At 68.4% G+C, this 26,500-nt stretch carries 24 protein-coding genes and 1 tRNA gene; 20 read left to right on the top strand and 5 right to left on the bottom strand.

Annotated features, from left to right (window positions below):
- The first annotated feature begins 24 nt into the window (after positions 1–24).
- Complete coding sequence (gene metF / locus QTN24_RS18830) at positions 25–855, top strand: methylenetetrahydrofolate reductase [NAD(P)H] (protein WP_124682647.1); 831 nt, start codon at positions 25–27, stop codon at positions 853–855.
- 183 nt (positions 856–1,038) lie between these two features.
- Here metF and QTN24_RS18835 read toward each other — a convergent pair whose 3' ends face one another.
- Positions 1,039–1,647: a 5-formyltetrahydrofolate cyclo-ligase gene (locus QTN24_RS18835; protein ID WP_313838946.1), complete on the bottom strand. Its 609-nt coding sequence runs from the start codon at positions 1,645–1,647 to the stop codon at positions 1,039–1,041.
- A 101-nt stretch (positions 1,648–1,748) separates the two neighbouring features.
- On the opposite strand from QTN24_RS18835, the gene QTN24_RS18840 reads away from it, so the two are divergent.
- From QTN24_RS18840 to QTN24_RS18855, 4 genes are all read left to right on the top strand, one after another.
- The gene (locus tag QTN24_RS18840; RefSeq protein WP_313838948.1) at positions 1,749–3,716 is read left to right on the top strand and encodes a lytic transglycosylase domain-containing protein; all 1,968 of its coding nucleotides are present in this window, start codon (positions 1,749–1,751) and stop codon (positions 3,714–3,716) included.
- A 94-nt stretch (positions 3,717–3,810) separates the two neighbouring features.
- Positions 3,811–4,833: a complex I NDUFA9 subunit family protein gene (locus QTN24_RS18845; RefSeq protein ID WP_124682644.1), complete on the top strand. Its 1,023-nt coding sequence runs from the start codon at positions 3,811–3,813 to the stop codon at positions 4,831–4,833.
- 157 nt (positions 4,834–4,990) lie between these two features.
- Positions 4,991–5,680 carry a glutathione S-transferase family protein gene (locus QTN24_RS18850; RefSeq protein WP_124682643.1) on the top strand — a complete coding sequence of 230 codons (690 nt, stop codon included), beginning with the start codon at positions 4,991–4,993 and terminating at the stop codon, positions 5,678–5,680.
- 2 nt (positions 5,681–5,682) lie between these two features.
- Complete coding sequence (locus tag QTN24_RS18855) at positions 5,683–6,924, top strand: multifunctional CCA addition/repair protein (RefSeq protein WP_313838953.1); 1,242 nt, start codon at positions 5,683–5,685, stop codon at positions 6,922–6,924.
- Between the two features lie 391 nt (positions 6,925–7,315).
- Here QTN24_RS18855 and QTN24_RS18860 read toward each other — a convergent pair whose 3' ends face one another.
- Positions 7,316–7,510, bottom strand: a complete 195-nt coding sequence (locus QTN24_RS18860) for a DUF2905 domain-containing protein (RefSeq protein ID WP_124682641.1) — start codon at positions 7,508–7,510, stop codon at positions 7,316–7,318.
- 14 nt (positions 7,511–7,524) lie between these two features.
- Positions 7,525–8,703, bottom strand: a complete 1,179-nt coding sequence (locus tag QTN24_RS18865; protein ID WP_313838955.1) for a class I SAM-dependent methyltransferase — start codon at positions 8,701–8,703, stop codon at positions 7,525–7,527.
- A gap of 16 nt (positions 8,704–8,719) precedes the next feature.
- Here QTN24_RS18865 and QTN24_RS18870 point away from each other — a divergent pair, with 16 nt between their 5' ends.
- From QTN24_RS18870 to ttcA, 3 genes are all read left to right on the top strand, one after another.
- On the top strand, positions 8,720–9,529 hold the full coding sequence (locus tag QTN24_RS18870) for an SDR family oxidoreductase (protein WP_172966008.1): 810 nt from the start codon (positions 8,720–8,722) through the stop codon (positions 9,527–9,529).
- Positions 9,530–9,552: 23 nt separating this feature from the next.
- Complete coding sequence (locus QTN24_RS18875; RefSeq protein ID WP_124682639.1) at positions 9,553–9,951, top strand: dihydroneopterin aldolase; 399 nt, start codon at positions 9,553–9,555, stop codon at positions 9,949–9,951.
- Positions 9,952–10,092: 141 nt separating this feature from the next.
- Positions 10,093–11,037, top strand: a complete 945-nt coding sequence (ttcA, locus tag QTN24_RS18880) for a tRNA 2-thiocytidine(32) synthetase TtcA (RefSeq protein ID WP_313838958.1) — start codon at positions 10,093–10,095, stop codon at positions 11,035–11,037.
- Between the two features lie 5 nt (positions 11,038–11,042).
- Here the strand turns inward: ttcA and QTN24_RS18885 are convergent, their stop codons facing one another.
- Positions 11,043–11,879 (bottom strand): DUF6279 family lipoprotein, encoded by an 837-nt coding sequence (locus tag QTN24_RS18885; RefSeq protein WP_253699977.1) that lies wholly within the window; start codon positions 11,877–11,879, stop codon positions 11,043–11,045.
- Positions 11,880–12,115: 236 nt separating this feature from the next.
- Between QTN24_RS18885 and glmU the strand changes: the two genes are divergently transcribed.
- The 10 genes from glmU (at position 12,116) to QTN24_RS18935 (ending at position 21,652) form a co-directional block, all read left to right on the top strand.
- Positions 12,116–13,480, top strand: coding sequence for a bifunctional UDP-N-acetylglucosamine diphosphorylase/glucosamine-1-phosphate N-acetyltransferase GlmU (glmU, locus tag QTN24_RS18890; protein ID WP_313838960.1), 1,365 nt, complete (start codon positions 12,116–12,118; stop codon positions 13,478–13,480).
- Between the two features lie 12 nt (positions 13,481–13,492).
- Complete coding sequence (glmS, locus tag QTN24_RS18895; protein WP_313838962.1) at positions 13,493–15,331, top strand: glutamine--fructose-6-phosphate transaminase (isomerizing); 1,839 nt, start codon at positions 13,493–13,495, stop codon at positions 15,329–15,331.
- A gap of 253 nt (positions 15,332–15,584) precedes the next feature.
- Entirely contained in the window at positions 15,585–16,181 is a 597-nt protein-coding gene (gene ribA / locus QTN24_RS18900) for a GTP cyclohydrolase II (protein WP_124682635.1), read from the top strand.
- Between the two features lie 180 nt (positions 16,182–16,361).
- Complete coding sequence (locus tag QTN24_RS18905; protein ID WP_124682634.1) at positions 16,362–16,817, top strand: PA2169 family four-helix-bundle protein; 456 nt, start codon at positions 16,362–16,364, stop codon at positions 16,815–16,817.
- Positions 16,818–17,030: 213 nt separating this feature from the next.
- Positions 17,031–17,510, top strand: coding sequence for a bacterioferritin (bfr, locus tag QTN24_RS18910; protein WP_313838964.1), 480 nt, complete (start codon positions 17,031–17,033; stop codon positions 17,508–17,510).
- Between the two features lie 99 nt (positions 17,511–17,609).
- Positions 17,610–17,684, top strand: a tRNA-Cys gene (locus QTN24_RS18915).
- Positions 17,685–18,024: 340 nt separating this feature from the next.
- Positions 18,025–18,468 carry a GNAT family N-acetyltransferase gene (locus QTN24_RS18920; protein ID WP_124682632.1) on the top strand — a complete coding sequence of 148 codons (444 nt, stop codon included), beginning with the start codon at positions 18,025–18,027 and terminating at the stop codon, positions 18,466–18,468.
- Between the two features lie 71 nt (positions 18,469–18,539).
- The gene (locus QTN24_RS18925) at positions 18,540–19,523 is read left to right on the top strand and encodes a quinone oxidoreductase (protein WP_313838966.1); all 984 of its coding nucleotides are present in this window, start codon (positions 18,540–18,542) and stop codon (positions 19,521–19,523) included.
- 137 nt (positions 19,524–19,660) lie between these two features.
- Positions 19,661–20,539 (top strand): alpha/beta hydrolase, encoded by an 879-nt coding sequence (locus QTN24_RS18930; RefSeq protein WP_313838969.1) that lies wholly within the window; start codon positions 19,661–19,663, stop codon positions 20,537–20,539.
- A gap of 525 nt (positions 20,540–21,064) precedes the next feature.
- Positions 21,065–21,652, top strand: a complete 588-nt coding sequence (locus tag QTN24_RS18935; protein WP_313838971.1) for an acyloxyacyl hydrolase — start codon at positions 21,065–21,067, stop codon at positions 21,650–21,652.
- A gap of 14 nt (positions 21,653–21,666) precedes the next feature.
- On the opposite strand, the gene QTN24_RS18940 is transcribed toward QTN24_RS18935, so the two are convergent.
- Positions 21,667–23,115, bottom strand: coding sequence for a PLP-dependent aminotransferase family protein (locus QTN24_RS18940; RefSeq protein WP_313838973.1), 1,449 nt, complete (start codon positions 23,113–23,115; stop codon positions 21,667–21,669).
- Positions 23,116–23,418: 303 nt separating this feature from the next.
- On the opposite strand from QTN24_RS18940, the gene QTN24_RS18945 reads away from it, so the two are divergent.
- Together QTN24_RS18945 and QTN24_RS18950 are read left to right on the top strand one after the other, a co-directional pair.
- Positions 23,419–24,750, top strand: a complete 1,332-nt coding sequence (locus tag QTN24_RS18945; protein ID WP_313838975.1) for an aspartate aminotransferase family protein — start codon at positions 23,419–23,421, stop codon at positions 24,748–24,750.
- 31 nt (positions 24,751–24,781) lie between these two features.
- Positions 24,782–26,299, top strand: a complete 1,518-nt coding sequence (locus QTN24_RS18950; protein WP_409559051.1) for a CoA-acylating methylmalonate-semialdehyde dehydrogenase — start codon at positions 24,782–24,784, stop codon at positions 26,297–26,299.
- The last annotated feature ends 201 nt before the right edge of the window (positions 26,300–26,500 follow it).

Here is a 26,500-nt window from a genome sequence, read left to right on the forward strand (position 1 = left end):
CGCCGCCCGCGCGGCGTGCCAACCATGACTGACCGCTACTACAGCTTCGAATTCTTCCCGCCCAAGACGGCGGAGGGCGCGGAGAAACTGCGCAATACGCGCGCCCAGCTGGCGCCGCTGCAGCCCAAGTACATCTCGGTGACGTTCGGCGCCGGCGGCACCACGCAGCAGGGCACGCTGGACGCCGTGCTGGAGATCCAGCGCGAGGGCATCGAGGCCGCGCCGCACCTGTCGTGCGTGGGCTCCACGCGCGAGAACATCCGCGCCATCCTGGACGCCTACCGCCAGGGCGGCATCCGCCACATCGTGGCGCTGCGCGGCGACATGCCGTCGGGCATGGGCGAGATCGGCGAGTTCCGCTACGCCAACGAGCTGGTGGAATTCATCCGCGCCGAGACCGGCGACTGGTTCCATATCGAGGTGGCGGCGTACCCCGAATACCACCCGCAGGCCCGCTCGCCGCGCCACGACCTGGACAACTTCGCCCGCAAGGTCAAGGCCGGCGCCAACTCGGCGATCACGCAGTACTTCTTCAACGCCGACGCCTACTTCCGGTTTGTCGACGACGCCCGCGCCGTGGGCGTGGACGTGCCGATCGTGCCCGGCATCATGCCGATCACGAACTATTCGCAACTGATGCGGTTCTCGGAAATGTGCGGCGCCGAAGTGCCGCGCTGGGTGGCCAAGAAGCTCGAATCGTTCGGCGACGACAAGGAATCGATTCGCGCCTTCGGCCTGGACGTGGTCACCGCGCTGTGCGAACGCCTGCTGGCCGCCGGCGTGCCGGGGCTGCACTTCTACACGCTGAACACGGCCGCCGCCACCAAGGCAATCTGGCAGCGGCTGAAGTTGTAAGGGCTGGGCTCAGGCCCCCGGTTTGCTCCCCTCTCCCGCGCGCGGGAGAGGGGTCGGGGGTGAGGGCATGGCGCTTCAAACTGCCACCGGTCGGAAAGCAGATCCTCAGCACCCTCACCCCCAGCCCCTATCCCACGTCGCGGGAGAGGGGCACCAGCCAGCGGCGTCAGTCGGCTGGCCCCCCTACCAAACCCCCCGTTCCGTCACCACCCAGTCCATCGGCAGGTCGTGCGCCTGCGCAGCCAGCGGGATGCGGCACGCTTCGTAGCCGATGCCGATGGCCACCGGCGTGGCGCCCTGGGCGGCCAGCGCGGCCAGCGTGCGGTCGTAGAAGCCGCCGCCGTACCCCAGGCGGAACTTGTCGGCGCTGAAACCGACACAGGGAATGAGCAGCGCGTCGGGCGTCACGGCGTCGGTGCCGTCGGGTACCGGAATGCCGTAGTGGCCGGCGCGCATCGGCGTGTCCGGCGTCCAGGCGTGGAAGTCGAGCGGGGTGCCGGGCGCCGCGACCACGGGCAGTGCGGCCGTGCGGCCGGGCAGGCCGGCGAGCCAGCGGGTCACCGTGGCGCGGGCGTCGAATTCCTGCTGGATCGGCCAGTAGAACCCGATCCGGCGCACGCCCAGACGTTCCAGCAGGGGGCCAAGGGCCTGGTCGATGCCGGCGTCGCAGGCGGCGCGGTCGGGCAGCGCGGCGCGCAGCGCCAGCAGGTCGCGCCGCAGGGTGCGGCGGTCGGTGTCGGCGGGGAATTGGCGGGCGTCCGGGCCGTTGTCCGGGGCTTGGGTCGGGGGCATGGCGTGCAATAATGGCCGGCGATCAGACATCTGAGACAAACGAACACGGCGTGCCCGGCTTGAGGATGGGCACGCGCGACCACATGAGGGATAAGCAAAGCATGCCGAAGGGAGTATATCTGCGCCGCGCGGGCCGCATTGCCTGGCTCGCGTTCGCGGGCGCGTTGCTGGCGACGCCGGCGTTTGCCCAGAAGAAGCCGGCGCCGGTGCGTCCGGCTCCGCAGCAGCCTGCTGCCTCGACCGTGATTCCGTCGAATCCCGACGACGCCTTCGTGGCGCTGCGCGAGGCGGCCCGCAAGAACGATCCCGACCGCGCCGCCGCCATCTCGGCCACGCTGGTCGACTACCCGATTCCGTCGTACGTCGAATACTTCCGCATCAAGCCGCAGATGTTCGACACGGGCGGCCAGGCGCGTATCGACGCCCCGGACGCCGAGGTGGCCGCGTTCCTGCAGCGCTACCAGGGCGAGGCCATTGCCGACCGCATGCGCAATGACTGGCTGCTGGTGCTGGGCAAGAAGCGCGACTGGGCCAACTTCGACATCCAGTATCCGCAGTTCGTGCTCAAGGACGACACGCAGGTGGAGTGCTACGCGCTGCTGTCCAAGGCGCTCAAGGGCCAGAACGTGGCCGCCGAGGCGCGCGCGGTGCTGGTCGATCCGCGCTACTACGGCGACGGCTGCGTGGACCTGGTGACCTACCTGCTGCAGAGCCAGCAGATCCAGCGCAGCGATGTGGCGTTCCAGGCACGCCAGGCGCTGGAACAGAACTACACGACGCTGGCCGCCAAGATCGCCGCCGCCGTGCCCGACGCGCGCGTGGACAGCGACCCGCTGGCAACCGTCGTCAAGATGGCGCGCAACGATCCGGCGCAGGCGTCGGCCTACCTGGGCACCATCGTCGGCACGCTGTCGCGCGACGAGCAGGGCGCGGCGTGGGGCGTGGTGGGCCAGTTCGCCGCCAAGAAGCTGATGCCGGAAGCGGCGCAGTACTACCGCCGCCAGATGGACCTGGGCGGCAACCAGTGGTTGTCCGACGAAACGCAGGAGTGGCGCGTGCGCGCGGCGCTGCGCCAGGGCGACTGGAAGCAGGTGCGGCAGTCGGTGGAGCTGATGCGCCCCGAGCTGCGCGCCAAGGACGCGGCGTGGACGTACTGGTACGCCCGCGCGCTGAAGGCCGAGGGCCGCACGCAGGACGCGCAGACGCAGTTCCAGTCGATCGCCGGCCAGTTCAACTTCTACGGCCAGCTTGCCAGCGAGGAACTGGGCAACCGGATCTCGCTGCCGGCCCGCACCACGGTCAGCGACGCCGAGGCGATGGCCATGCGCACCCGCCCGGGCTTCCAGCGCGCGCAGAAGTTCTACGACATGAACCTGCGCTTCGAGGGCAACCGCGAGTGGAACTGGGAGTTGCGCGGCATGACCGACCGCGAGTTGCTGGCCGCGGCCGAGTACGCGCGCAAGATCGAGCTGCTGGACCGTACCGTCAACACGTCGGACCGCACCAAGGTGGAGCACGACTTCGCCCAGCGCTTTCCCATGCCGTACCGGGACATCATGCAACGCGCCACCGACGACGTGGGGCTGGACATGGCCTGGGCGTACGGGCTGATCCGCCAGGAATCGCGCTTCATCATGAACGCGCGGTCGTCGGCCGGGGCGCACGGGCTGATGCAGGTCATGCCCGCCACGGCCAGGTACGTGGCCCGGAAGATCGGCATGACGGACTTCTCGCCGTCGATGATGAGCGACCCGACCGTCAACATCATGCTTGGTACAAATTACATGAGCATGGTGCTGACGGACCTCGACAGTTCATGGACGCTGGCATCCGCCGGGTACAACGCCGGCCCGGGACGCCCGAAGGCGTGGCGTTCGAGCCTGATGCGGCCCGTGGAAGGCGCGATCTTTGCAGAGACGATCCCGTTCACGGAAACGCGCAACTATGTCAAGAATGTGCTTTCCAACGCCACGTACTATGCTGCATTGATGAGTGGCCGGCCCCAGTCGCTGAAGGATCGCCTGGGGGTGGTCGCGCCGTCCACGGTCACCACGACCAGCCTGCCCTGACCGGCGCCGCCGGCAGGCGGCGGGCTCCGCGGTCCGGGACGCGCGCAACGGATGCAGCGTCCCGTGACCGACACGCGATTATCGGAGCCCATGTATGAAGACCAGCAACGTTCTAGTCATCGGGGGCGCCGGCTTCATCGGCAGCCACCTGGTATCCCGCCTGGCCGGCGCGGCGTCCGCGTCCGGCGCGCCGCTTGATCCGGCGGCCAATCCCGACAGTCCCATCGCGCCCGACCGCATCGTCGTCGGGTCGCGCAGCGTGGAGCACGCCCAGCACCTGCTGCTGCTGCCTCGCGTGGAGGTGGCCGAGCTGGGGCTGGCGGATGCGGCGTCGCTGGACGATGCGATCGGGCCGCTCGGGGTCGATGGCATCGTGGTCAACCTCGTCGGCATCCTGCACGGCGACCGCGGCGACCCCTACGGCCCGCAGTTCGCGGCCGCGCACGTCGACCTGCCGCGCCAGATCGTCGAATCGTGCAACCGCACCGGCGTCCGGCGGCTGATCCATATGAGCGCGCTGGGCGCGGCGCCCGAAGGCCCGTCGATGTACCTGCGCAGCAAGGGCGAGGGCGAGCGCATCGTGCGCGAGAGCGGGCTGGACTGGACGATCTTCCGCCCGTCCGTCGTGTTCGGCCCCGACGACCATTTCCTGAACCTGTTCGCCCAGCTGCAGCACGTGGCGCCGGTGGTGCCACTGGCCTGCGCCCATGCGCGCTTCCAGCCCGTGTTCGTGATGGACGTGGTGCAGGCGTTCGTCAACGCCATGGCCAACGGCGCGACGATCGGGCAGACCTACGAGCTGGGCGGCCCGCAGGTGTACACGCTGGAGGAACTGGTCAAGTTTGCCGGCCGCGCGTCGGGCCATCCGCGCCCGATCATCGCGCTGCCCGACGCGCTGGCGCGCATGCAGGCGGCGGTGCTGGAACACATGCCCGGCGGCACGGTGCTGTCGCGCGACAACCTGGACTCGATGCGGCTGGACAACGTGCTCGGCCAGCCGATGGCGGCGGAACTTGGCGTGCAGCCGGTGAGCCTGGAAGCGGTGATGACCGACGTGCTGGCGGGCCGCAACCGCGACACGTTCCTGCAGTCGATGCGCGGCAGCGTCCACCGCTGACGGCCGGCCGGACCGCCGCCGATGTGACTGCGGCTCACAGGCTTGCGAGCCTAATTCGTTTGGAGACCGTCCGGCGCGTCGATAGAATGTCTGGTCCAGGGCGCCAGGCCGCGCGCCGGTGCCCGCCCCCTCCCTGTCCGCCCCCAAGGAATCCGCGATGAAGCTCGTCATCGGCAACAAGAACTACTCGTCCTGGTCGCTCCGTCCCTGGCTGCTGCTGCGCCAGGCCGGCATCGACTTCGAGGAAATCCCGCTGCGCCTGTTCACGAAGGCGTTCAACGAGGAAATCGCGCGCTACTCGCCGGCCGGCAAGGTGCCGGCGCTGGTCGACGGCGACCTGACCGTCTGGGATTCGCTGTCGATCTCGGAATACGTGGCCGAGCGCTTTCCGCAGCTTCAGCTCTGGCCGGCCGACGCGGCCGACCGCGCCGTGGCCCGCTCGATCTGCGCCGAGATGCATTCGGGCTTCTTCAACCTGCGCAACCAGATGCCGATGAACGTGACCGCCGTGCTGCCGGGCCTGGGCTGGAACGTGGCCGTCCAGCAGGACATCGACCGCATCGCCACCATCTGGACCGACCTGCGCGCGCGCCACGGCGCCAAGGGGCCGTTCCTGTTCGGCACCTTCACGGTGGCCGACGCGTTCTACGCGCCCGTGGTGAGCCGCTTTGCCACGTACGGCGTGCACCTGCCCGAAGCGGCCAAGGCATACGCCGATTTCATCCTGGCGCTGCCCGCGCTGCAGGAATGGGTGGCCGCCGCGCGCGAGGAGCGCGATTTCGTGCCGGCCGACGAACCGTACCGCCTGCGCCCCGAGCGGCCCGACGCGATCATCGTCACGGGATGACCATGCAGGTGTATGCCGTCGGCGGGGCCATCCGCGACCAGTTGCTGGGCAAGCCCAGCCAGGACCGCGACTACGTGGTGGTCGGCGCCACGCCGGCCGAGATGGAGGCGGCCGGCTACAAGCCGGTGGGCAAGGACTTCCCGGTGTTCCTGCATCCGCAGACGCGCGCCGAATACGCGCTGGCGCGGACCGAGCGCAAGACGGCGGTCGGCTACAAGGGGTTTGCGTTCCATACCGGCCCCGACGTGACGCTGGAGGACGATCTGGCGCGCCGCGACCTGACCATCAACGCGATGGCGCAGGCCGTGGACGCGCAGGACAACCTCGTTGGCGAGATCATCGACCCGTTCAACGGCCGGCAGGACCTGCAGGCGCGGGTGTTCCGCCATGTGTCGGACGCCTTTGCCGAAGACCCGGTGCGCATCCTGCGCGCGGCGCGGTTTGCGGCGCGCTTCCACGACTTCACGGTGGCCCCGGAGACCGTCGCGCTGATGCGCCGGATGGTGGAACTGGGCGAGGTCGACGCGCTGGTGCCCGAGCGCGTCTGGCAGGAACTGGCGCGCGGGCTGATGGAAGATCGGCCGTCGCGCATGTTCGACGTGCTGCGCGACTGCGGCGCGCTGGCGCGGCTGATGCCCGAGCTGGACCGGCTGTGGGGCGTGCCGCAGCGGGCCGACTACCATCCCGAGGTCGATACCGGCGTGCACGTGATGATGGTGCTGGACTACGCCGCCCGGCGCGGCTTCTCGCTGCCGGTGCGGTTCGCCGCGCTGACCCATGACCTGGGCAAGGGCACCACGCCCCAGGACGTGCTGCCGCGCCATATCGGCCACGAGCAGCGCAGCGTCGCGCTGCTGGAGGACGTCTGCCGGCGGCTGCGCGTACCGAACGACTGCCGGGAACTGGCGGTGCTGGTGGCGCGCGAGCACGGCAACATCCATCGCTCGGGCGAGTTCGGTGCCGCCGCGCTGACGCGGCTGGTGGAGCGCTGCGACGCGCTGCGCAAGCCCGACCGCTTCGCCGAGGCCCTGCGCGCCTGCGAGGCCGACGCCCGCGGTCGGCTGGGCTTCGAGGACCGCGACTATCCGCAGACGGACCGCCTGATGACCGCCCGCGACGCCGCCGCATCGGTCGACGCCGGCGCCATCGCCAAGGCATGCGCCGACCGCGTGGACCAGATCAAGGAACAAGTCCACAAGGCCCGCATCGCGGCAGTGGCGGAAAGGCTGGGGGTGGCGGGGTAGGACGCTGATGGCTGGTGCCGGTGGCTGGTTGCCGGTGGCTGGTTGCCGGTGGCTGGTGGGTTGGCCGGGTCCGGCATAGGTTGCTCTTCCGCTTTGTTTTCTCCCCTCTCCCGCCTGCGGGAGAGGGGCCGGGGGTGAGGGCCAGCGATCCAATATGCGATGTGGTCGGCAAGCAGACCCTCAACGCCCTCACCCCCAACCCCTCTCCCGCGATGCGGGAGAGGGGAGCAAAACGGCGTGTGCGGTGATGTCACGGCCGGCCCTCACCCCCAACCCCTCTCCCGCGATGCGGGAGAGGGGAGCAAAGCGGGGCGTGCGGCGATGTCACGGCCGGCCCTCTCCGCCAACCCCTGTCCCGCGAGGCGGCAGAGCGGAGCGAAAACACCCCCCGCTACAGCAGCTTCCCGATCACCAGGGCCACCAGCGACAGCAGGATCGTCGACGCGAATGGCAGTACGTATTCCCGGCCGAATACGCGGAAGCGGACGTCGCCGGGCAGGCGGCCCAGGCCGAGTTTCTGGAGCCAGGGCAGCGCGGCCGACAGGATGATCACGCAGAGGAAGATGGTCAGGGTCCAGCGCATCATGATGGGGGCCCCGGTCAGAGTGCGTAGCTGCGGTCGCCGCGCGAGAAGCCGGACAGTGGCAGCGCGTCGTCGATGCCGCGCGTCAGCGCGATGACCTTGAACAGCTCGCCCATCTCAGCCTCGCTGAGCAGCTTCTGCACGGCGTTGGCCTGCGGCAGGAAGCTGGCGGCGTCCGATGGGTCGAGCGACATCATCAAGTCGGTGATGCCGGCGTTCATCAGGAATCGGGCCTGCGAGGCAAAGCCGGCAACGGTCAGGCCGGCGTCCGATGCCGCCTCGGCGATGCCGGTGAAATTCACGTGGGCGGTGATGTCCTGCAGCCCGGGGTACAGGAACGGGTCCGGGTGGGCGTGATGGCGGTAGTGGCACATCAGCGTGCCGCCCACGCGCTGCGGGTGGTAGTACTCCGACGCCGGAAAGCCATAGTCGATGAAGAACGCCGCGCCACGCGCCAGCAGGGCGCCAACCGCGCGCGCGAAGCCTTCGGCCTCCTCGTGGGTCTCGGTGACCACGTCGTGGTCGCCTTCGATGGCGGCCAGCCGGGCCGGGATCGCGGCGTCGGCCAGCAGACGGTCCTGGAACGCGAAGGTGTCGCCCTGGCGTACCACGCCACGTTCGTGCCAGCGGCCGCCGATGCGGGCGAACAGCCGCACCGGCATGGCGTCGAGCACCTCGTTGCCGACGATGACGCCCTCGAAGGCGTCCGGCAGCGCGTCGAGCCACTGCACGCGGGCGGCCAGGTGCTGCGCCCGGCGAGCCAGCGTGTCCTGCTGGCGCGCGCGCAGTTCGCCGGACAGCTCGACGATGCGGTAGGTATCGGGCAGCGCGCCTTCGGCTTCCAGCGCCAGCAGCAGGTCCGCCGCCAGCCGGCCCGTGCCGGCGCCGAATTCCATCACATGCGGCAGCGCCTGGCCGATCAGCGGCGCAAACTGCCGGGCCAGCGTGCGGGCGAAGAACGGCGTGAGTTCGGGGGCGGTGATGAAGTCGCTGCCGTCGTCGGCGCCCCGGCCGAACTTCGCGGCGCCGCCGCTGTAGTAGCCCAGGCGCGGGGCGTAGAGCGCCAGCGACATGTAGCGTTCGAAGCCGATCCAGCCGCCGGCCGCCGCGATGGCGTCGCCGATGACGGTGGAGAGGGCCTGCGAGGCACCGAGCGCGTCGGCGGAGGGAAGGGGTAGACTAGCGACTTTCTGCATACCGCGAATTGTAGCAATGCCAGATTCGAATACTCAGGGCGCCGCCGGCGTCCCCTCGCGCGGCGTGGCGCTGGTGACCGGCGCCGCGCGCCGGCTGGGCCGGGCCATCGCGCTGGAGCTCGCCATGCAGGGCTGGGACGTCGCCGTCCACTGCAACCGATCGCGCGACGAGGCCGAGGCGCTTGCCACGCAGATCCGCGGGCTGGGCCGACGGGCCGCCGTGCTGCAGGCCGACCTGGCCGACGAGACCGCCACGGCCCGGCTGATCGCGGCGTGCGCCGCCGAGATCGGCGTGCCGACGTGCCTGGTCAACAACGCGTCGCTGTTCCAGTACGACGTGGCGACCAGCTTCTCGTATGGCTCGCTCGACACCCACATGCGCACCAACGTGGCGGCGCCGCTGCTGCTGGCCCGCGAGATGCACAAGGCGCTCGGTGCCGACGGCAACCAGACCGAGCAGCGCGGCGTGGTGATCAACCTGCTGGACCAGAAGCTGAACAACCTGAATCCGGACTTCCTGTCGTACACGCTGTCGAAGTCCGCGCTGCAGACCGCCACGGTGCAGCTGGCCCAGGCGCTGGCGCCCCGGCTGCGCGTGGTGGGCGTGGCGCCGGGCATCACGCTGGTGTCGGGCGACCAGTCCGATCCGGGCTTCGTGCGCGCCCACGCGATGACGCCGCTGGGCAAGTCCAGCACGCCGGACGACATCGCCCACGCCGTGGCCTACCTGGCCGGCGCGCGCGCCGTGACCGGCACCACGCTGTACGTCGACGGTGGCCAGCACCTGATGCCGCTGGCCCGCGACGTGATGTTCCTGACCGAATGAGCCGTACCTCGATCGACCCTGCCATGACCTTTGCCGCCCTTTCCCATCCCAGCCTGCAAGACTGCCGCCGCATGTTCTTGCGCAACTTCGAAGTGCAGATCAACATCGGCGTGCATGAATTCGAGAAGAAGGGCGAGCAGCGCGTGCTGGTGAACATCGACCTGTTCGTGTCGCTGGCCGAGACCACCCCCCAGGCCGACCGGCTGGAGGAAGTGGTCGACTACGACTTCATGCGCAATACCGTGGCCGCCCGCATGGCGCAGGGCCACATTCACCTGCAGGAAACGCTGTGCGACGACGTGGCGCGCGCCATGCTGCAGCATCCGAAGGTGCGCGCGGTGCGCGTGTCGACGGAAAAGCCCGACGTCTACCCGGACTGCGAGTCGGTCGGCGTAGAGGTGTTCCACATCAAGCAGGGCTGAGGACGGCCAGCCGGGACCGGCGCCTGCGGACGCACAACCCGGCGGACGGGCCGGTTTAGTAGAATATCGCCCCGTCCATCCCGGCATTTCTTTCGGGCGCCCGGCCATTGTTCAGCGCCGGCCCCGTCACAGGTACGTCTTATGAGTCACTCGGCTAACTTCTACCGGCTTGAAACCCGTCTGCAGTCGCAGACCGGCAAGGCCATCGGCGACTTCGGCATGATCGAGGACGGCGACACCGTCATGGTCTGCATGAGCGGCGGCAAGGACTCGTACACGATGCTGTCGGTGCTGACGGCGCTGCAGAAGCGGGCGCCGATCCAGTTCAAGCTGATCGCGATGAACCTGGACCAGAAGCAGCCCGGGTTTCCCGAGCACATCCTGCCCGAATACCTGAAGTCGCTAGGCGTGGAATATGTGATCGTCGAGGCGGACACGTATTCGATCGTCAAGGAGAAGGTGCCCGAGGGCAAGACGACCTGCTCGCTCTGCTCGCGGCTGCGCCGGGGCGTGATCTACCGCACGGCCAAGGAACTGGGCGCCAACAAGATCGCGCTGGGCCACCACCGCGACGACATCGTCAACACGTTCTTCCTGAACATGTTCTTCGGCGGCAAGATGAAGGCCATGCCGCCCAAGCTGGCCACCGACGACGGCCAGCACATCGTGATCCGGCCGCTGGCGTACTGCTCGGAGAAGGACATCGCGTCGTACGCGCGCGCCATGGCGTTCCCGATCATCCCGTGCAACCTGTGCGGCTCGCAGGAAAACCTGCAGCGCAAGAAGGTCAACGAGATGATCCAGCAGTGGGAGCGCGAGCACCCGGGCCGCATCGACAACATCTTCTCGGCGCTGCGCAACGTGGTGCCGTCGCACCTGGCCGACACTGACCTGTTCCCGTTCACGGGGCTGGCCACCGGGCTGGCCAAGGTCGACGAGGCGTCGCTGTTCGGCGAGACCACCTACAGCCAGCAGGCGCTGCAGTTCACCGGCAACGTCGAGCCGAACCGGATGGAGTTCGTCCGCTTCGACTGCATCGGGAAGGACAAGGCGGAGGGAGCCAAACACCGCCAGCCGGCTCCCTGACCCGCTTACTTCGCCGCCTGCGACGATTCCCCGCCGCCGCGCATCAGCGATCGCGTGTCCGCGATCCAGCCGTCGAAGCGTTTCACGGCGTGGGCCTTCTGCTCGGGCGTGGTCATGTTGGCGATCTTGACGGTCAGGTCCACGCCGGCTGACGTGCTGCGCTGCTCGCCGGCCGACGGCCGCTGCCAGTGGTCGGCGTACTTCCGCAGCATGTCTTCCACCTGGGCCTTGGGCGGATGGTTGGTGGACACCTCGCGGGCAATCTCCACCCATTCCTGCTGCCGCTTCACGCGCTCGGCGTAGCGGGCCTCGGCGCCCTGCATGTACGGCCCCATCGCCGCGCGGATTTCCTGCTCCTGCTCGGTCGAGAAGTTGCCGTAGACCAGCTTGGAATAGTCCATGATCTTGTCGAACCGCGCCTCGGTGCGCGCCGCAGGGTCCGGCTTCAGGAATTCCTTGCGGTACTTGGCGTTGCTCTCCGCGAACTTGGCCTCCATGCGCTTGATCTGGTCCGGCGTCAGCGTCAGCAGCAGGTCCGCCAGGTCCGGCACGGCGTTCTCGAACGCCTGGCGGCCCAGGCGGTTGGTGTCCTGCTGGACCTGCCGGATCATGCCGGCGTCCACCGGGCCGGACACCTCGCCGCGCACCCGCGTCAGCACCTTTTCGATCTCGGGCAACTGGGCGCGGCGGTGCCAGCCAAAGAAGCGGGCGATGGCCTCCTTGGTCGGTGGCTCCTGGGCGTCGGAGACGTCGACATAACGGTCCACCCACCAGTAGGCCAAGCGGTCGCCCTGCTGGTAGCCGAGCTTCATCGCGTTGCAGCCGGCCAACGCCGCGACCATGGTAAATGCTGCAAACCATGCAAAAACGCGGCGTGACCAAATGTGAACAACCGTAACGCCAGGTGATCGTCCTAATGCGGCGCAGGCACGCATGCTAGAATCGGCGCGCATCTTCCCAGGGCTCGCGAATCGCCCGCCAGCCCAATGCTGGCAACGGTTCAGCGCCATCTGCCATAGCGCTCCCAGGCTCGGATTCTTCAGATTTTTCTCGGACACACTCACTTAGGAACCTCCTTGTGAATATCGTCATTCTTGCCGCGGGCATGGGCAAGCGCATGAACTCCGCGCTGCCCAAGGTACTGCACCCGGTCGCCGGCCAGCCGATGCTGGCACATGTGCTCGATACTGCCCGTACGCTCGCGCCGTCCCGGCTCGTCGTCGTGGTCGGCCATGGCGCCGAGCACGTACGCCAGGCCGTGGCCGCCGACGATGTCGCCTTCGCCGAGCAGGCGCAGCAACTGGGCACCGGCCATGCCGTGATGCAGGCACTGCCCCTGCTCGATGACGCCCAGCCTACCCTCGTCCTGTACGGCGACGTGCCGCTGACGTCGGCCGCCACGCTGCAACACCTCGTGGAGGCCGCCTGCAGCGAGCGCATGGGCGTGCTGACCGTCGAGATGGCCGATCCCACCGGCTACGGCCGCATCGTGCGCGACGCCGCCGGCAACATCGTCCGGATCGTCGAGCAGAAGGACGCCAGCGACGAAGAACGCGCAATCCGCGAGATCAACACCGGCATCATCGTCTGCCCGACTGGCCACCTGCGCAACTGGCTTGCCACGCTGGGCAACGACAACGCGCAAGGTGAGTACTACCTGACCGATACCATCGCACGCGCCGCCGCGGACGGCGTGGAGATCGTGTCGTCCCAGCCCGCCGCGCTGTGGGAGACGCTGGGCGTCAACAGCAAGGTCCAGCTGGCCGAGATCGAGCGCATCCACCAGCGCAACATCGCCCAACGTCTGCTTGAAGCGGGCGTCACGCTGCTGGACCCCGCGCGCATCGACGTGCGCGGCCAGCTTACCTGCGGGCGCGACGTGACCATCGACGTGGGCTGCGTGTTCGAAGGCCGCGTGCACCTGGACGATGGCGTGCACATCGGTGCGCACTGCGTGATCCGCAACACCACCATCGGCGCCGGCGCGCGCGTGCAACCGTTCTGCCATTTCGAGGAAGCAAAGATCGGGCCGGACGGCCGCATCGGTCCGTACGCGCGGCTGCGCCCGGGTGCCGAGCTGGGCCAAGACGTGCACATCGGCAACTTCGTCGAGGTGAAGAACAGCCAGATTGCCGACCACAGCAAGGCCAACCACCTGGCCTACGTGGGCGACAGCACGGTGGGCCAGCGCGTGAACATCGGCGCGGGTACCATCACCTGCAACTACGACGGGGTGAACAAGCACCGCACGATCATCGAGGACGATGTCTTCATCGGCTCCGATACGCAGCTGGTGGCGCCCGTGGTGGTGCGCCGCGGTGCCACGATCGGCGCGGGCACCACGCTGACGAAGGAGGCGCCGGCCGACAAGCTCACGCTGTCGCGCGCCAAGCAGATGACGATCGACGCCTGGCAGCGTCCGGTCAAGCAACCGAAAAAATAAAGGGGTTCAGCTATGTGTGGCATCGTCGGCGCGGTTTCGCACCGCAATATCGTTCCCGTCCTGATCGAAGGGCTGCGTCGCCTGGAATATCGCGGCTATGACTCGTGCGGCGTGGCCGTCGTGCGCGACGCGATCCTGGAGCGCGCCCGCACCGTGTCGCGCGTGGCGGACCTGGACACGCAGACGCAGGCGTCGGGCCTGGGCGGCCACCTGGGCATCGCGCACACGCGCTGGGCCACGCACGGCAAGCCCGACACGGTCAACGCCCACCCGCATTTCTCGGACGAGACCATCGCGCTGGTGCACAACGGCATCATCGAGAACTACGAGCCGCTGCGCGACGAACTGCGCGCCGTGGGCTACGGGTTCGAGTCGCAGACCGACACCGAAGTGGTGGCGCACCTGATCCACCAGGCGTACACGTACCCGAGCAGCGCCACGCGCGGCGACCTGTTCGGCTCGGTCCGCGTGGTGACCAAGCGCCTGCACGGCGCCTACGCGATTGCCGTGGTAGCCAAGGACAATCCCGACGTGGTGGTCGGCGCCCGCGCCGGGTCGCCGATGGTGGTGGCGCTGGGCAACGACGAGTCGTTCCTGGCATCCGACGCGCTGGCCGTGGCCGGCACCGCCAACCGGATCATCTACCTGGAAGAGGGCGACGTCGTGGAGCTGACGCGCGCCGGCGCCACGATCCGTGACATCAACGACATCGAGGTGGTGCGCGAGGAGCGCTTGGTGGAGGCGCACGCCGCCGCTGTGGAGCTTGGCCCGTTCCGCCACTTCATGCAGAAGGAAATCTTCGAGCAGCCGCGCGCGCTGGGCGACACGCTGGAAGGCATCGCCGCGATCACGCCGGAACTGTTCGGCCCGACCGCCGCCGACGTGTTCGCCGGCATCGACAGCATCCTGATCCTGGCCTGCGGCACGAGCTACTACTCGGGCTGCACGGCCAAGTACTGGCTGGAGTCGGTGGCCCGGATCCCGACCCAGGTGGAAGTGGCCAGCGAATACCGCTACCGCGACACCGTGCCGAACCCGCGCGCGCTGGTGGTGGTGATCTCGCAATCCGGTGAGACGGCCGACACGATGGCCGCGCTGCGCCACGCCCGCTCGCTGGGCCACCAGCACACGCTGGCCGTCTGCAACGTGGCCACCAGCGCCATGGTGCGCGAGACCGAACTGCGCTTCCTGACGCGCGCCGGCACCGAGATCGGCGTGGCATCGACCAAGGCGTTCACCACGCAGCTTGCCGCGCTGTACATGCTGACGCTGGCGCTGGCCAAGGTGCGCGGCCACCTGACCGAGCAGGAAGAAGCCGACGCGCTGACCAACCTGCGCCACCTGCCGGCCGCGCTGCACGGCGTGCTGGCGCTGGAGCCGCAGATCATCGCCTGGTCCGAAGACTTCGCCCGCCGCGAAAACGCGCTGTTCCTGGGCCGCGGGCTGCACTACCCGATCGCCCTGGAAGGCGCGCTGAAGCTCAAGGAAATCTCGTACATCCACGCCGAAGCCTACCCGGCCGGCGAACTGAAGCACGGCCCGCTGGCACTGGTGACCGAGGCCATGCCGGTGGTGACGGTGGCCCCGAACGACTCGCTGCTGGAAAAGCTGAAGTCCAACATCCAGGAAGTGCGCGCCCGCGGCGGCCGCCTGTACGTGTTCGCCGACTCGGACACGCACATCCAGTCGTCGGATGGCATCCAGGTGATCCGCATGCCCGAGCACTACGGCGCGCTGTCGCCGATCCTGCACGTGGTGCCGCTGCAACTGCTGGCCTACCACACGGCCTGCGCCCGCGGCACGGACGTGGACAAGCCGCGCAACCTGGCCAAGTCGGTGACGGTGGAGTAAGGGCCGGGGCTGCGCCAGGGTCTACCCGGCACAAGGGCCGCCTTCGGGCGGCCCTTTTTCATTGCCGCTACCGGCCGATGGTGCCGCGCGCAAGGGCTTGGCAGATAACCCCGCCAGGGATGGCGGAATGCATTTCGCGGTATCCTTGCCGGCATGCTGCGTTCGCGCCTCTCCCAATCGGCGCCGCGTGGCGCGCCTGCCCCGTGCCTGCATCATGCCGCGCGGGCCCCATGGCGCCTCCAGCGAAATCAATATGAAAGACCTAGAAAGTGAGCTGATCGGCTCCGCCCGGCTGCCGACCCGCTATGGCCAATTCACCGCCCATGCCTTCCAGGGCCTGGATACCGGTACCGAACACCTTGCGCTCTCGATGGGCGATATTTCGGGCGATGACGTGCTGCTGCGGCTGCATTCGGAGTGCCTGACCGGCGACGTGTTCGGCTCCTGCCGCTGCGATTGCGGCGAACAGCTCGACCTGGCCATGAAGAAGATTGCCGAGGAAGGCCGCGGCGTGCTGCTGTACCTGCGTGGCCACGAGGGCCGTGGCATCGGGCTGTCGAACAAGATCCGCGCGTATGCGCTGCAGGATGGCGGGCTCGATACCGTGGATGCCAACCTGGCGCTCGGCCAGGCCATCGATTCCCGCACCTATGCGTTTGCTGCCGACTTCCTGCGCCAGTGGGGCGTCAATTCCGTGCGACTCATGAGCAACAATCCGGTCAAGATCAAGGCGCTGGAAGACGCCGGCATCAAGGTGACCGAGCAGATGCGCCATATCGTCCCGTCTAACGCCGAGAACGAAAAGTACCTGGCGACCAAGCGGTCGCGCATGGGACACCTGCTGGACTGAATCCCGCGTCATGCCGCGCCTGTAGGCGCAGACCGACATCGGCTTGCGAGGCGTCCCGACAGCCTGCGCGAGGCGGCTCTTCTATCTTGGAACCAAGGACCGCGCGGCCTTCAGCGCCGCTGCGGGATGTTCCATGCGCCGTGGCACCGGGGGTGCCGCGCACGATGAGAGGAGTTCGTTATGGCTGACAACAATGTGTCCGTACTCAATGACCTGATCGAAGTTTCGCGCGACGGCGAGGAAGGCTTCCGCAAGGCGGCCGAGGACGCGAAGAATCCCGAGCTGAAGACGCTGTTCTCCAGCCGCGCGACCGAATGCGGCGCCGCCGTGCGCGAGCTGCAGAGCCAGGTGGTGGCGCTGGGCGGCAAGCCCGAGGATCACGGCAGCGTGGCCGGCGCGCTGCATCGCGGCTGGGTGAGCCTGCGCTCGGCGGTGTCGGACCGCACCGACCTGGCGATCCTGGAAGAAACCGAGAAGGGCGAGGACGTCGCCAAGAAAAAGTACGCCGACGCGCTGCAGGAAACCGACCTGAGCTTCGATATCCGCGCGCTGATCGAGCGCCAGTACCAGGGCGTGCTGCGCAACCACGACCTGATCCGCGACCTGCGCAACCGTTATCGCGCCAGCGGCGAATAATCGCTGCGGCAGCGGCACTGCCCGATGCCAGTGAGAGCGCCTCCGCCGGAGGCGCTTTTATTTTGCCGAAATTGAAATCAGTATCACTTGCATAATCGCGCGAAACATAATTTATTTGCGCGCCAAATGGCTGGAAAGCCGCGCCGGGCTTGAAGTTCCGGTCTCGCCCATTACCATGGAAAATCACCGCCAGGCATTTTAGGGGCAGCCGTCATGAAAGCCGACAAAAAGGTCATCCAGTTGCTGAATGGCCAGCTCAAGCATGAACTCACCGCGATCAACCAGTATTTCCTGCACGCCCGCATCTATCGCCACTGGGGGCTGACGGCGCTGGGCAAGCACGAGTATGACGAGTCGATCGAGGAAATGAAGCACGCCGACCGCCTGATCGAACGCATCCTGATGCTCGACGGCCTGCCGAACCTGCAGGACCTGGACAAGCTCATGATCGGCGAGAACACCGAGGAAATGCTCGGCTGCGACCTGAAGCTGGAGCTGGTGTCGCAGGCCAACCTCAAGGAGGCGATCAAGTACTGCGAATCGGTCAGCGACTACGTGTCGCGCGACATCCTGACCGACATCCTCGACGACACCGAGGACCACGTCGACTGGCTGCAGACCCAGCTCGAACTGGTGCGCAAGGTCGGCCTGCAGAACTACCTGCAGTCGGCGATGGGCAGCCCCGAGGGCTAGCCGGCCGGCCAGGCGCGCCGCGCCCTGCAGACTTTTTCCACTTGGGCTACACTGCGCCCCGCACCACAGGACGGCCCGCTCGGTCCGTCTTCTCCCCGGGGCGGGGTGGCAGAGTGGTTATGCGACGGCCTGCAAAGCCGTTTACGACGGTTCGATTCCGGATCCCCGCCTCCATTTCCCTGCGGTTTTCCCTTTCGGTTTCCAGTTCGCTGACGCGCGTTTCGCCGTCATGAACGATAGCGATACTCACGCCCGCCCTGGCGCATTTCATGCTCCCGGTTTCACCAGGCGTGGCACGCGTCGCATCCGGTGATTTCCCTCTGGAATCCCGGCCGCGATTGCGATACTGTGGGGCGCACGCGCACCAATCGTCAGCATTTCACCGCTCTCGGACGCGCGCGTCGTCGTATGACTGCCGGGCCAAACATTATCGGCCCGCGGCGCACCCGGTTTCACCATGCAGGGCTTCCATGGCGTATCCGTCGCAACGTGATGAGAGAAACAGAGGCTCCAAATGATTAAAGACCTGCGAATCCGCATGGCTCAGCCGTCGGATGCGCCCGCCATCGGGGCCGTTCTTGAGCGGTGCGGCCTGCCGGTGGACGATCTGCCGCGGCTCGTGGGCGAGTTCCACGTGGCTGTCATGGATTCGCAACTGGTGGGCTGCGCCTGCGCCGAGCTGTTCGGCGACACGGCCATCGTCCGCTCGGTGGCCGTGCTGCGCGAATGGCGCGACCAGGGCGTGGCCAGCCACCTCGTCAACGCGGTGATGATGCGCGCGCGGGCCAACGGCAGCCGCCGTGCCGTGCTGCTGACCTCCACCTGTCCCAGCTATTTCGCGCGCTACGGCTTCTCGCTGATCCACGCCTCGAAGCTGCCGCCCGAGGTGCTGGAAAGCCAGGAATTCCTGCGCCTGCGCAATACCAGCGCGCTCTGCATGAGCGCCGAACTGGCGTAGGCGCGGCCGGCAGGGATTCGCAAAAGCGTCAATAATCGGGCCTTCACTTTCTGCCAGATCGAGGAGACCCCATGCCAGCCACCGTCCGCGCCATCCGCCTCCACGAATTCGGCCTGCCGCAGGTCATGCGGCTGGAGAACGTCGAACTGCCCGAGCCGGCGCCCGGCGAGGCGCGCGTCCGGCATACCGCGATCGGCTTCAACTTCATCGACATCTACCAGCGCCGCGGCACGTACCCGCTGCCGGCGGGCACGGGCCTCGGGTTCGAGGCGGCCGGCGTGGTCGAGGCCGTGGGGCAAGGTGTGACCGACGTGGCCGTGGGCGATCGCGTGGCGTACATGAACGCGGGCCTGGGCGCCTATGCGGAGGGCCGCAACGTGGCCGTGGACCGGCTCGTGAAGCTGCCCGATGCCGTCAGCGACGAACAGGCCGCCGCCACGATCTTCAAGGGCATGACCGCGCAGTACCTGGTGCGCCATACCCACGCGGTCAAGCCCGGCGACACGGTGCTCGTGCATGCCGCCGCCGGCGGCGTGGGCCAGATCCTCAGCGGCTGGGCCAAGGCGCTGGGGGCGCGCGTGATCGGCACGGCGGGCTCGGCGGCCAAGTGCGAGCGTGCGAAGGCGGCTGGCTGCGACGTGGCCATCGACTACAGCCATGGCGACTGGGTCAAGCAGGTGCGCGATGCCACCGGCGGCCAGGGCGTGACCGTGGTCTACGACGCCGTGGGCAAGGACACCTTCCTGGGGTCGCTGGACTGCGCGCAGACCTTCGGCATGGTGGTGCTGTACGGCGCCGCGTCGGGCCCGGCGCCGGCCATCGAGCCCGAGCTGCTGAACAAGAAGGGCTGCCTGTTCCTGACGCGCCCGTCCGTGTTTCCGCACAACGCCGATACCGCGCGCTTCCGCGCCAATGCGAAGGACCTGTTCGACGCCATCGCGGCCGGCCATGTCAAGGTCGACATCGGCGCCCGCTTTCCGCTGGCCGACGTGGCACGCGCCCACGAGGCGGCCGAGCGCCGCGAGACCACCGGCGCCATCCTGCTGCTGCCCTGAGCGGCGCGTCCGCCGTCGCCATTCGGTCATCCCCGGCACGAATGAAGTGACGGGGGCGAAATAATGTCGGCCGCCGCCCGGATTAGACTGCCGCCACAGGGCCGTCCGCCTGGCCGGCCCAGCCAAGGAGACGATCGATGTTCGAAGGTTTCAAGACGCACCGCATCGACCACGACGGCGTGGCCATCCATGCCGTGGTGGGCGGCGACGGCCCGCCGCTGTTGCTGCTGCACGGCCATCCGCAGACCCATGTGATCTGGCACAAGGTGGCCGGCGAGCTGGCGCGGCACTACACGGTGGTGGCCACCGACCTGCGCGGCTATGGCGACAGCGGCAAGCCCGCCGGGCTGCCCGACCACAGCAACTACAGCAAGCGCACCATGGCGGCCGACCAACTGGCCGTGATGCGCGCGCTGGGCTTCGAGCGCTTCCGCGTGCTCGCGCACGACCGTGGCGCCCGCGTGGCCCACCGCCTGGCGGTCGATCATCCGCAGGCCGTGGAAAAGCTTGTCACGCTCGATATCGCGCCGACGCTGGCGATGTACTCGCAGACCACCGAGGCGTTCGCGCGGGCCTACTACCACTGGTTCTTCCTGATCCGTCCGGCGCCGTTCCCCGAGACGCTGATCGAAGCCGATCCGGCCCAGTACCTGCAGCAGACCATGGGCAGCCGCAGCGCGGGCCTGTCGCCGTTCACCGACGCCGCCATGGCCGAATACCTGCGCTGCCTGCGCCAGCCGGGTGCCGCGCACGGCCTTTGCGAGGACTACCGGGCCAGTGCCGGCATCGACCTGGAGCACGACCGGGCCGACATCGACGCCGGCCGCATGGTCGAATGCGAGATGCTGGCGTTGTGGGGCGCCAACGGTGTGATCGGAAAATGTTTCCAGCCGCTGGATGAATGGCGCAAGGTGGCGCGCCGCGTGCAGGGCCACGCGCTGCCCAGCGGCCACTACATCGCCGAGGAAATTCCCGAGCAGTTGCTGGCCGAAGTGCTGCCGTTCCTGCGCGGGTGATCGGCGCCAAGTATCTGATTCGTCAATGAATTGAGCCGGCCGGTCGCCCCATCCCCAGGGTGGCGGGGCCGGCTCCGGCCGTTCTCCACAGCCGGCCCGCCCAGCCGAGTGGGCGCCGCATCGATCACATCCTCTCCGCCCCAATCTTCGCTTTCTGTCACCGGACGGCTAAAGCACCTGTCTGCACGGTTCGCCGGGTGCTGGCATCATCGCTAGCTGGACTAAATCCGATGGAAATCTGGCCGATACATGCATTCGTGAATGTATGTATAATCCGACGCCAAAATTCCCTCAGAAACTGTCCTGCCGCTGTTCCCAACCACAATGACGTACCGATTTATCGCAAGCTGCCTCGCCATCTGGCTCGGAATCTGTATTGCCGCGAGCTGGGTGGTGGAGAGGCTCTGGGCCTGACCCGACCGCGGCACCCCGGTGCATCGGCCGGCCCGGCAGTCGTTTGCGTCTTGTAGCCGAGCCACTCTTCGAATGCCTTCATCCATGAAGTCAGAACAACAAGAACGTCGCATGCACCTCGCCAAGTCTCCCCGCAGCCTGTTTGTCGCCCGCCTCGTCGCGGCTGCCGCGCTCGTCGCCGGGGCCAGTTCGGCCGCCAGCGCCGAGGAGCTGGTGGGCTGGAGCCACCCGGCCGTCCACGTGGCCTATGGCCGCGACACGAGCCATGACGTCAACAAGTACGAAATCGGCGTGAACTTCAACACGCCGCTCCAGTACGGCAACCCGCAGGGCTGGCTGCTGCGGCTGCAGGCGGAATTCAACGTCGCCGGCTGGGACGCCCGTGGCGGCACCAATCCGCAGAACCTGTTCGAATTCGGCATCTCGCCGATCCTGCGCGTGGAAAAGCGCGGCGGCTACTTCGTGCCGTTCGCGGAGGCGTCGGTGGGCCTGCGCGTGCTGACGCACGCCGGCACGTCCGACGAGCACCGCATGGGCAGCGCGTTCCAGTTCTCGGACATGCTCGGCGTGGGCGTGGGCTTTGGCAAGAACGCCAACACCGAGGTCGGCTTCCGCTTCCAGCACATCTCGAACGCCGGCATCAAGGAACCCAACCCGGGCAGCAACTTCTACACCGGCTACGTCCGCTACCGCTTCTGAGCGGACTGGCCGGGTCAGGCGGCGCGGGCCGCCTGCGTCCGGCCGCTGCGCACGGCGTCGAAGAACGCCCAGAGCTGCGGGGCGTCGCTGGTGGCGACGTTGAAGCGGATCCAGGGCGAATCGGCTTCGTCGGGCTCGAAGTACGATCCCGGCGCCAGCCAGATGCCGTGCGCCAGCGCCAGCTTCGCCAGTTCGGTGCCGGTCGGCCCGCCGGGCTGGCCGTCCGCCGCCAGCCGCGCCCAGGCGAACATGCCGCCATCGGGCCGCAGCATCATCTCCAGCCCATGTGCTTCCATCTTTTCCGCCACGCGATCCTGTTGCGCACGTAGCCGTTCGGCCAGCGCCGCCACGTGGCGCGCGTAGTGGCCGCTGGTCAGCACCGAGTAGACCAGCCGCTCGGTCACCTCCGACGACGTCAGCCCCACCGCCATCTTGGTCCGCGCGAACGCCTTGGCCAGGTCCGGGCTCGCGGCCAGGTAGCCAACCCGCAGCGAAGGCGTGATCGTCTTCGAGAACCCGTTCACGTAGACCACCTGCGACAGGCCGTCCATGGCGGCCAGCATCGGCGAACCCGCCGGCGCCAGTTCGCGGTAGATATCGTCCTCCACCACCAGCAGCCGGTGCCGCTCGGCCAGTTGCAGCACGCGAAACGCGTTCATGCTCGTCAGGCTGGCGCCGGTCGGGTTCTGCAGCACCGTGTTGACGAACAGCGCGCGCGGGGCGTGCAGGCGGATGGCATCTTCCAGCGCGTCGGTGTCCAGCCCGGCGGCCGTGCGCGGCACGCCAACCGCCCGCAGGCCGGCCAGCCGCAGGATCTGCAGCAGGTTGCAATAGCACGGCGACTCCACCAGCACCGTCTCGCCGGGCCGCAGCAGCGTGCGGACGACCAGGTCCAGCGCCTGCGTGGCGCCCTGCGTCAGCACCACCTGCTGGGCCTGCACCGGCATCCCGTACTGGCCCAGGTGCACGGCGATATGCTCGCGCAGCGCGCCAAAGCCGTACGGATGGCCGTAGCCGGACACCTGCGCGGCCGGCACGCGCGCCGCGCTGCGCATGGCCTGGTGCAGCCCTTCCTCGTTGAGCCAGTCGCCGGGCAGCCAGCCCGCGCCGGCCTTGATCGGCACCGAATGGTCGGCAAAGACATCGGACAGCAGCCAGGCGGCGTTGAGCACCGGCGCCTCCCATTGCGCCGCGCGCGCCTGGCCGGCCGGCGCGTGCCGATGGGCCACCGTGTAGCCGGACCCGGGCCGGGCCGTCAGGTAGCCCAGCGCCGTGAGCCGGCCATACGCCTCGGCCACCGTGAACGTGCTGACGCCATGCTGCTGGGCAAAGCGGCGCACCGACGGCAGCAGGGCGCCCGCGCGCAGCGCGCGCTGGTCCACCAGCGCGGCGATACCGGCGACGATCTGCTCGGTCAGGGTCTCGCCGCCGCGGCGGCTGCGTGCGAGGTTCAGGTTCAGCATGGCAAGGTGGGATAGGGCGGAAACCTGTACAGTGTACGGGCTCGACCAGCCCCGGCGCGCAATGTTGCGTTGCAGCGTAATGGCAGGTGCTGCAAGGCATTGCTGGCAGGGACCGGCGTCCGGCAAGCCGAGGCGGTGCCCGCACACCTGTACGGTTGCCGGCATCGAAACTGTACGGTCAGGCGGCGATCTCGGGACCGTATATTCTTTACGCCAGACCCCGCCGGTAGAGTTGCCGGAAACCGTGGCGCCGCCGCCGGCGCGCGCCATCCCCGCTCACCGCACCCCGCACCAGGAGAACGTATGGACGCCGCCAAGACCGTGATTCCCGATCTCGAAGCCCTGTGGATGCCGTTCACGGCCAATCGCCAGTACAAGGCCGCCCCGCGCCTGCTGGCATCGGCCAGCGGCATGCACTACACCACCCATGACGGCCGCAAGATCCTGGACGGCTGCGCCGGCCTGTGGTGCGTGGCCGCGGGGCACGCGCGCAAGGAGATCGTCGACGCGATCGCGCAGCAGGCGGCCACGCTGGACTACGCGCCGCCGTTCCAGATGGGCCATCCGCTCGAATTCGAGGCCGCCACCAAGGTGGCCGCGCTGATGCCCAAGGGGCTGGACCGCATCTTCTTCACGAACTCGGGCTCGGAATCGGTCGACACGGCGCTGAAGATCGCGCTGGCGTACCACCGCGCGCGCGGCGAGGGCCAGCGCACGCGCATCATCGGCCGCGAGCGCGGCTACCACGGCGTGGGCTTTGGCGGGCTGGGCGTGGGTGGCATCGGGCCCAACCGCAAGATGTGGTCGGCCAACGTGATGCCGGGCACCGACCACCTGCCCGCCACGCTGAACATCGCCGAGGCGGCGTTCTCGAAGGGCCAGCCGCAGTGGGGCGCCCACCTGGCCGACGAACTGGAGCGGCTGGTGGCGCTGCACGACGCGTCGAACATTGCCGCCGTGATCGTGGAGCCGATGGCCGGGTCGGCCGGCGTGCTGATCCCGCCCGTGGGCTACCTGGAAAAGCTGCGCGAGATCACCAGCAAGCACGGCATCCTGCTGATCTTCGACGAAGTCATCACCGCGTTCGGCCGCCTGGGCGCCGCCACGGCCGCCGAGCGCCTGAAGGTCACGCCGGACCTGATCACGATGGCCAAGGCCATCAACAACGCCGCCGTGCCGATGGGCGCCGTGGCGGTGCGCCGCGAGGTGCACGACGCCGTGATCAACGCCGCGCCGCAGGGCGGCATCGAGCTGCCGCACGGCTACACCTACTCGGGCCATCCGCTGGCGATGGCCGCGTGCATCGCCACGCTGGACCTGTACAAGCGCGACAAGCTGTTCGAGCGCGCGGCCGAGCTGGCGCCCAAGTTTGAATCGGCCGTGCACGCCCTGCGCGACGCGCCGTTCGTCAAGGACATCCGCAACCTGGGGCTGGTGGCCGGCGTGGAGCTGGAATCGCGCCCCGGCGCGCCGGGCGCGCGCGCCTACGAGGCGTTCCTGAAATGCCTGGAGCTGGGCGTGCTGGTGCGCTACACCGGCGATATCCTGGCGTTCTCGCCGCCGCTGATCATTTCCGAGGCCGAGATCGACCAGCTCTTCGACACCGTCAGGCAGGCGCTGCAGAGCATCCAGTAAAGACCCGCCGGCACACCAGAGGAAGACCGCAGTGAACATCGCAGAAAACCGGCAGATCGCCGAAATCCATCACTACATCGGCGGCACCGTGCAGCGCGCGGGCGCCGACCGCTTTGCCGACGTGTTCAACCCGGCCACCGGCGCCGTGGCGGCCCGCGTGGCCATGGGCAGCACCGACGACGTGACCGCCGCGGTGGCCGCCGCCAAGGCCGCCTGGCCGGCCTGGGCCGAGACGCCGCCGCTGCGCCGCGCGCGCATCCTGTTCAAGTTCAAGGAACTGCTGGACAAGCACCACGACGACCTGGCCGCGCTGATCACGCGCGAGCACGGCAAGGTGTTTTCCGACGCCCGCGGCGAGGTGACGCGCGGCATCGAGGTAGTGGAGTTTGCCTGCGGCATCCCGAACCTGCTCAAGACCGACTTCACCGACAACATCGGCGGCGGCATCGACAACTGGAACCTGCGCCAGCCGCTGGGCGTGGTGGCCGGCATCACGCCGTTCAACTTCCCGGTCATGGTGCCGATGTGGATGTTCCCGGTGGCGCTGGCCTGCGGCAACACGTTCGTGCTGAAGCCGTCGGAGCGCGACCCGTCGCCCAGCCTGCTGATTGCCGACCTGCTCAAGCAGGCCGGCCTGCCCGACGGCGTGTTCAACGTGGTGCAGGGCGACAAGGTGGCCGTCGACGCGCTGCTGGCCCACCCCGACGTGCAGGCGCTGTCGTTCGTCGGCTCCACGCCGATCGCCGAGTACATCTACACGGAAGGCACGAAGCACGGCAAGCGCGTGCAGGCGCTGGGCGGGGCCAAGAACCACCTGGTGGTGATGCCGGACGCGGACCTGGACCAGGCCGTGGACGCGCTGGTGGGCGCCGCCTACGGATCGGCCGGCGAGCGCTGCATGGCGATCTCGGTGGCGGTGGCCGTGGGCGACGTGGCTGACCGGCTGGTGCCGCGCCTGGCCGAGCGCGCCGCGTCGCTGAAGATCCGCAACGGCATGGAAGGCGACGCCGAGATGGGCCCGCTGGTCACGGCCGCGCACAAGGCCAAGGTCGAGGGCTATATCGCCCAGGGCGTGGCCGAGGGCGCCACGCTGGTGACCGACGGGCGCGGCCACAAGGTGGACGGCCACGAGAACGGCTTCTTCGTCGGCGGCACGCTGTTCGACAACGTCCGCCCGGACATGACGATCTACAGGGAAGAGATCTTCGGCCCGGTGCTGTCGGTGGTGCGCGTGCACGATTTTGCCGAGGCGGTGGACCTGATCAACGCGCACGAGTTCGGCAACGGCGTGTCGTGCTACACCAGCGACGGCGGCATCGCCCGCGCGTTCGCGCGCCAGATCCAGGTGGGCATGGTCGGCATCAACGTGCCGATCCCGGTGCCGATGGCGTGGCACTCGTTTGGGGGCTGGAAGCGCTCGCTGTTCGGCGACCACCACGCCTATGGCGAGGAAGGCGTGCGCTTCTACACGCGCTACAAGAGCGTGATGCAGCGCTGGCCGGACAGCATCGCCAAGGGCGCCGAGTTCACGATGCCGGTGGCGAAGTAGGGCGGCACCGTCCGCTCCGACCCAGCAAGCGCTCCCTCGTGGAGCGCTTTTTGTTGGCCGGCGGCCCCGTGTATCATCGCGCCCTCGCCGGCGGCCCCGCCTTCCACGAGATGTGCGGTTCCGGCCGCCGGCGCGACTGGTACAACCTATAGTCAATGCACCCGATGCACCCGATGCACCCGACTGACCGCCCGGAGCCCC

Source organism: Cupriavidus sp. SZY C1 (assembly GCF_032190535.1).
Taxonomy (GTDB): domain Bacteria; phylum Pseudomonadota; class Gammaproteobacteria; order Burkholderiales; family Burkholderiaceae; genus Cupriavidus; species Cupriavidus pauculus_C.

Coding starts and splice junctions, on each gene's coding strand:
- metF (WP_124682647.1), top strand. CDS start 25: ATGACTGACCGCTACTACAGCTTCGAATTCTTCCCGCCCAAGACGGCG.
- QTN24_RS18835 (WP_313838946.1), bottom strand. CDS start 1,647: ATGCCCCCGACCCAAGCCCCGGACAACGGCCCGGACGCCCGCCAATTC.
- QTN24_RS18840 (WP_313838948.1), top strand. CDS start 1,749: ATGCCGAAGGGAGTATATCTGCGCCGCGCGGGCCGCATTGCCTGGCTC.
- QTN24_RS18845 (WP_124682644.1), top strand. CDS start 3,811: ATGAAGACCAGCAACGTTCTAGTCATCGGGGGCGCCGGCTTCATCGGC.
- QTN24_RS18850 (WP_124682643.1), top strand. CDS start 4,991: ATGAAGCTCGTCATCGGCAACAAGAACTACTCGTCCTGGTCGCTCCGT.
- QTN24_RS18855 (WP_313838953.1), top strand. CDS start 5,683: ATGCAGGTGTATGCCGTCGGCGGGGCCATCCGCGACCAGTTGCTGGGC.
- QTN24_RS18860 (WP_124682641.1), bottom strand. CDS start 7,510: ATGATGCGCTGGACCCTGACCATCTTCCTCTGCGTGATCATCCTGTCG.
- QTN24_RS18865 (WP_313838955.1), bottom strand. CDS start 8,703: ATGCAGAAAGTCGCTAGTCTACCCCTTCCCTCCGCCGACGCGCTCGGT.
- QTN24_RS18870 (WP_172966008.1), top strand. CDS start 8,720: ATGCCAGATTCGAATACTCAGGGCGCCGCCGGCGTCCCCTCGCGCGGC.
- QTN24_RS18875 (WP_124682639.1), top strand. CDS start 9,553: ATGACCTTTGCCGCCCTTTCCCATCCCAGCCTGCAAGACTGCCGCCGC.
- ttcA (WP_313838958.1), top strand. CDS start 10,093: ATGAGTCACTCGGCTAACTTCTACCGGCTTGAAACCCGTCTGCAGTCG.
- QTN24_RS18885 (WP_253699977.1), bottom strand. CDS start 11,879: ATGGTCGCGGCGTTGGCCGGCTGCAACGCGATGAAGCTCGGCTACCAG.
- glmS (WP_313838962.1), top strand. CDS start 13,493: ATGTGTGGCATCGTCGGCGCGGTTTCGCACCGCAATATCGTTCCCGTC.
- ribA (WP_124682635.1), top strand. CDS start 15,585: ATGAAAGACCTAGAAAGTGAGCTGATCGGCTCCGCCCGGCTGCCGACC.
- QTN24_RS18905 (WP_124682634.1), top strand. CDS start 16,362: ATGGCTGACAACAATGTGTCCGTACTCAATGACCTGATCGAAGTTTCG.
- bfr (WP_313838964.1), top strand. CDS start 17,031: ATGAAAGCCGACAAAAAGGTCATCCAGTTGCTGAATGGCCAGCTCAAG.
- QTN24_RS18920 (WP_124682632.1), top strand. CDS start 18,025: ATGATTAAAGACCTGCGAATCCGCATGGCTCAGCCGTCGGATGCGCCC.
- QTN24_RS18925 (WP_313838966.1), top strand. CDS start 18,540: ATGCCAGCCACCGTCCGCGCCATCCGCCTCCACGAATTCGGCCTGCCG.
- QTN24_RS18930 (WP_313838969.1), top strand. CDS start 19,661: ATGTTCGAAGGTTTCAAGACGCACCGCATCGACCACGACGGCGTGGCC.
- QTN24_RS18935 (WP_313838971.1), top strand. CDS start 21,065: ATGCACCTCGCCAAGTCTCCCCGCAGCCTGTTTGTCGCCCGCCTCGTC.
- QTN24_RS18940 (WP_313838973.1), bottom strand. CDS start 23,115: ATGCTGAACCTGAACCTCGCACGCAGCCGCCGCGGCGGCGAGACCCTG.
- QTN24_RS18945 (WP_313838975.1), top strand. CDS start 23,419: ATGGACGCCGCCAAGACCGTGATTCCCGATCTCGAAGCCCTGTGGATG.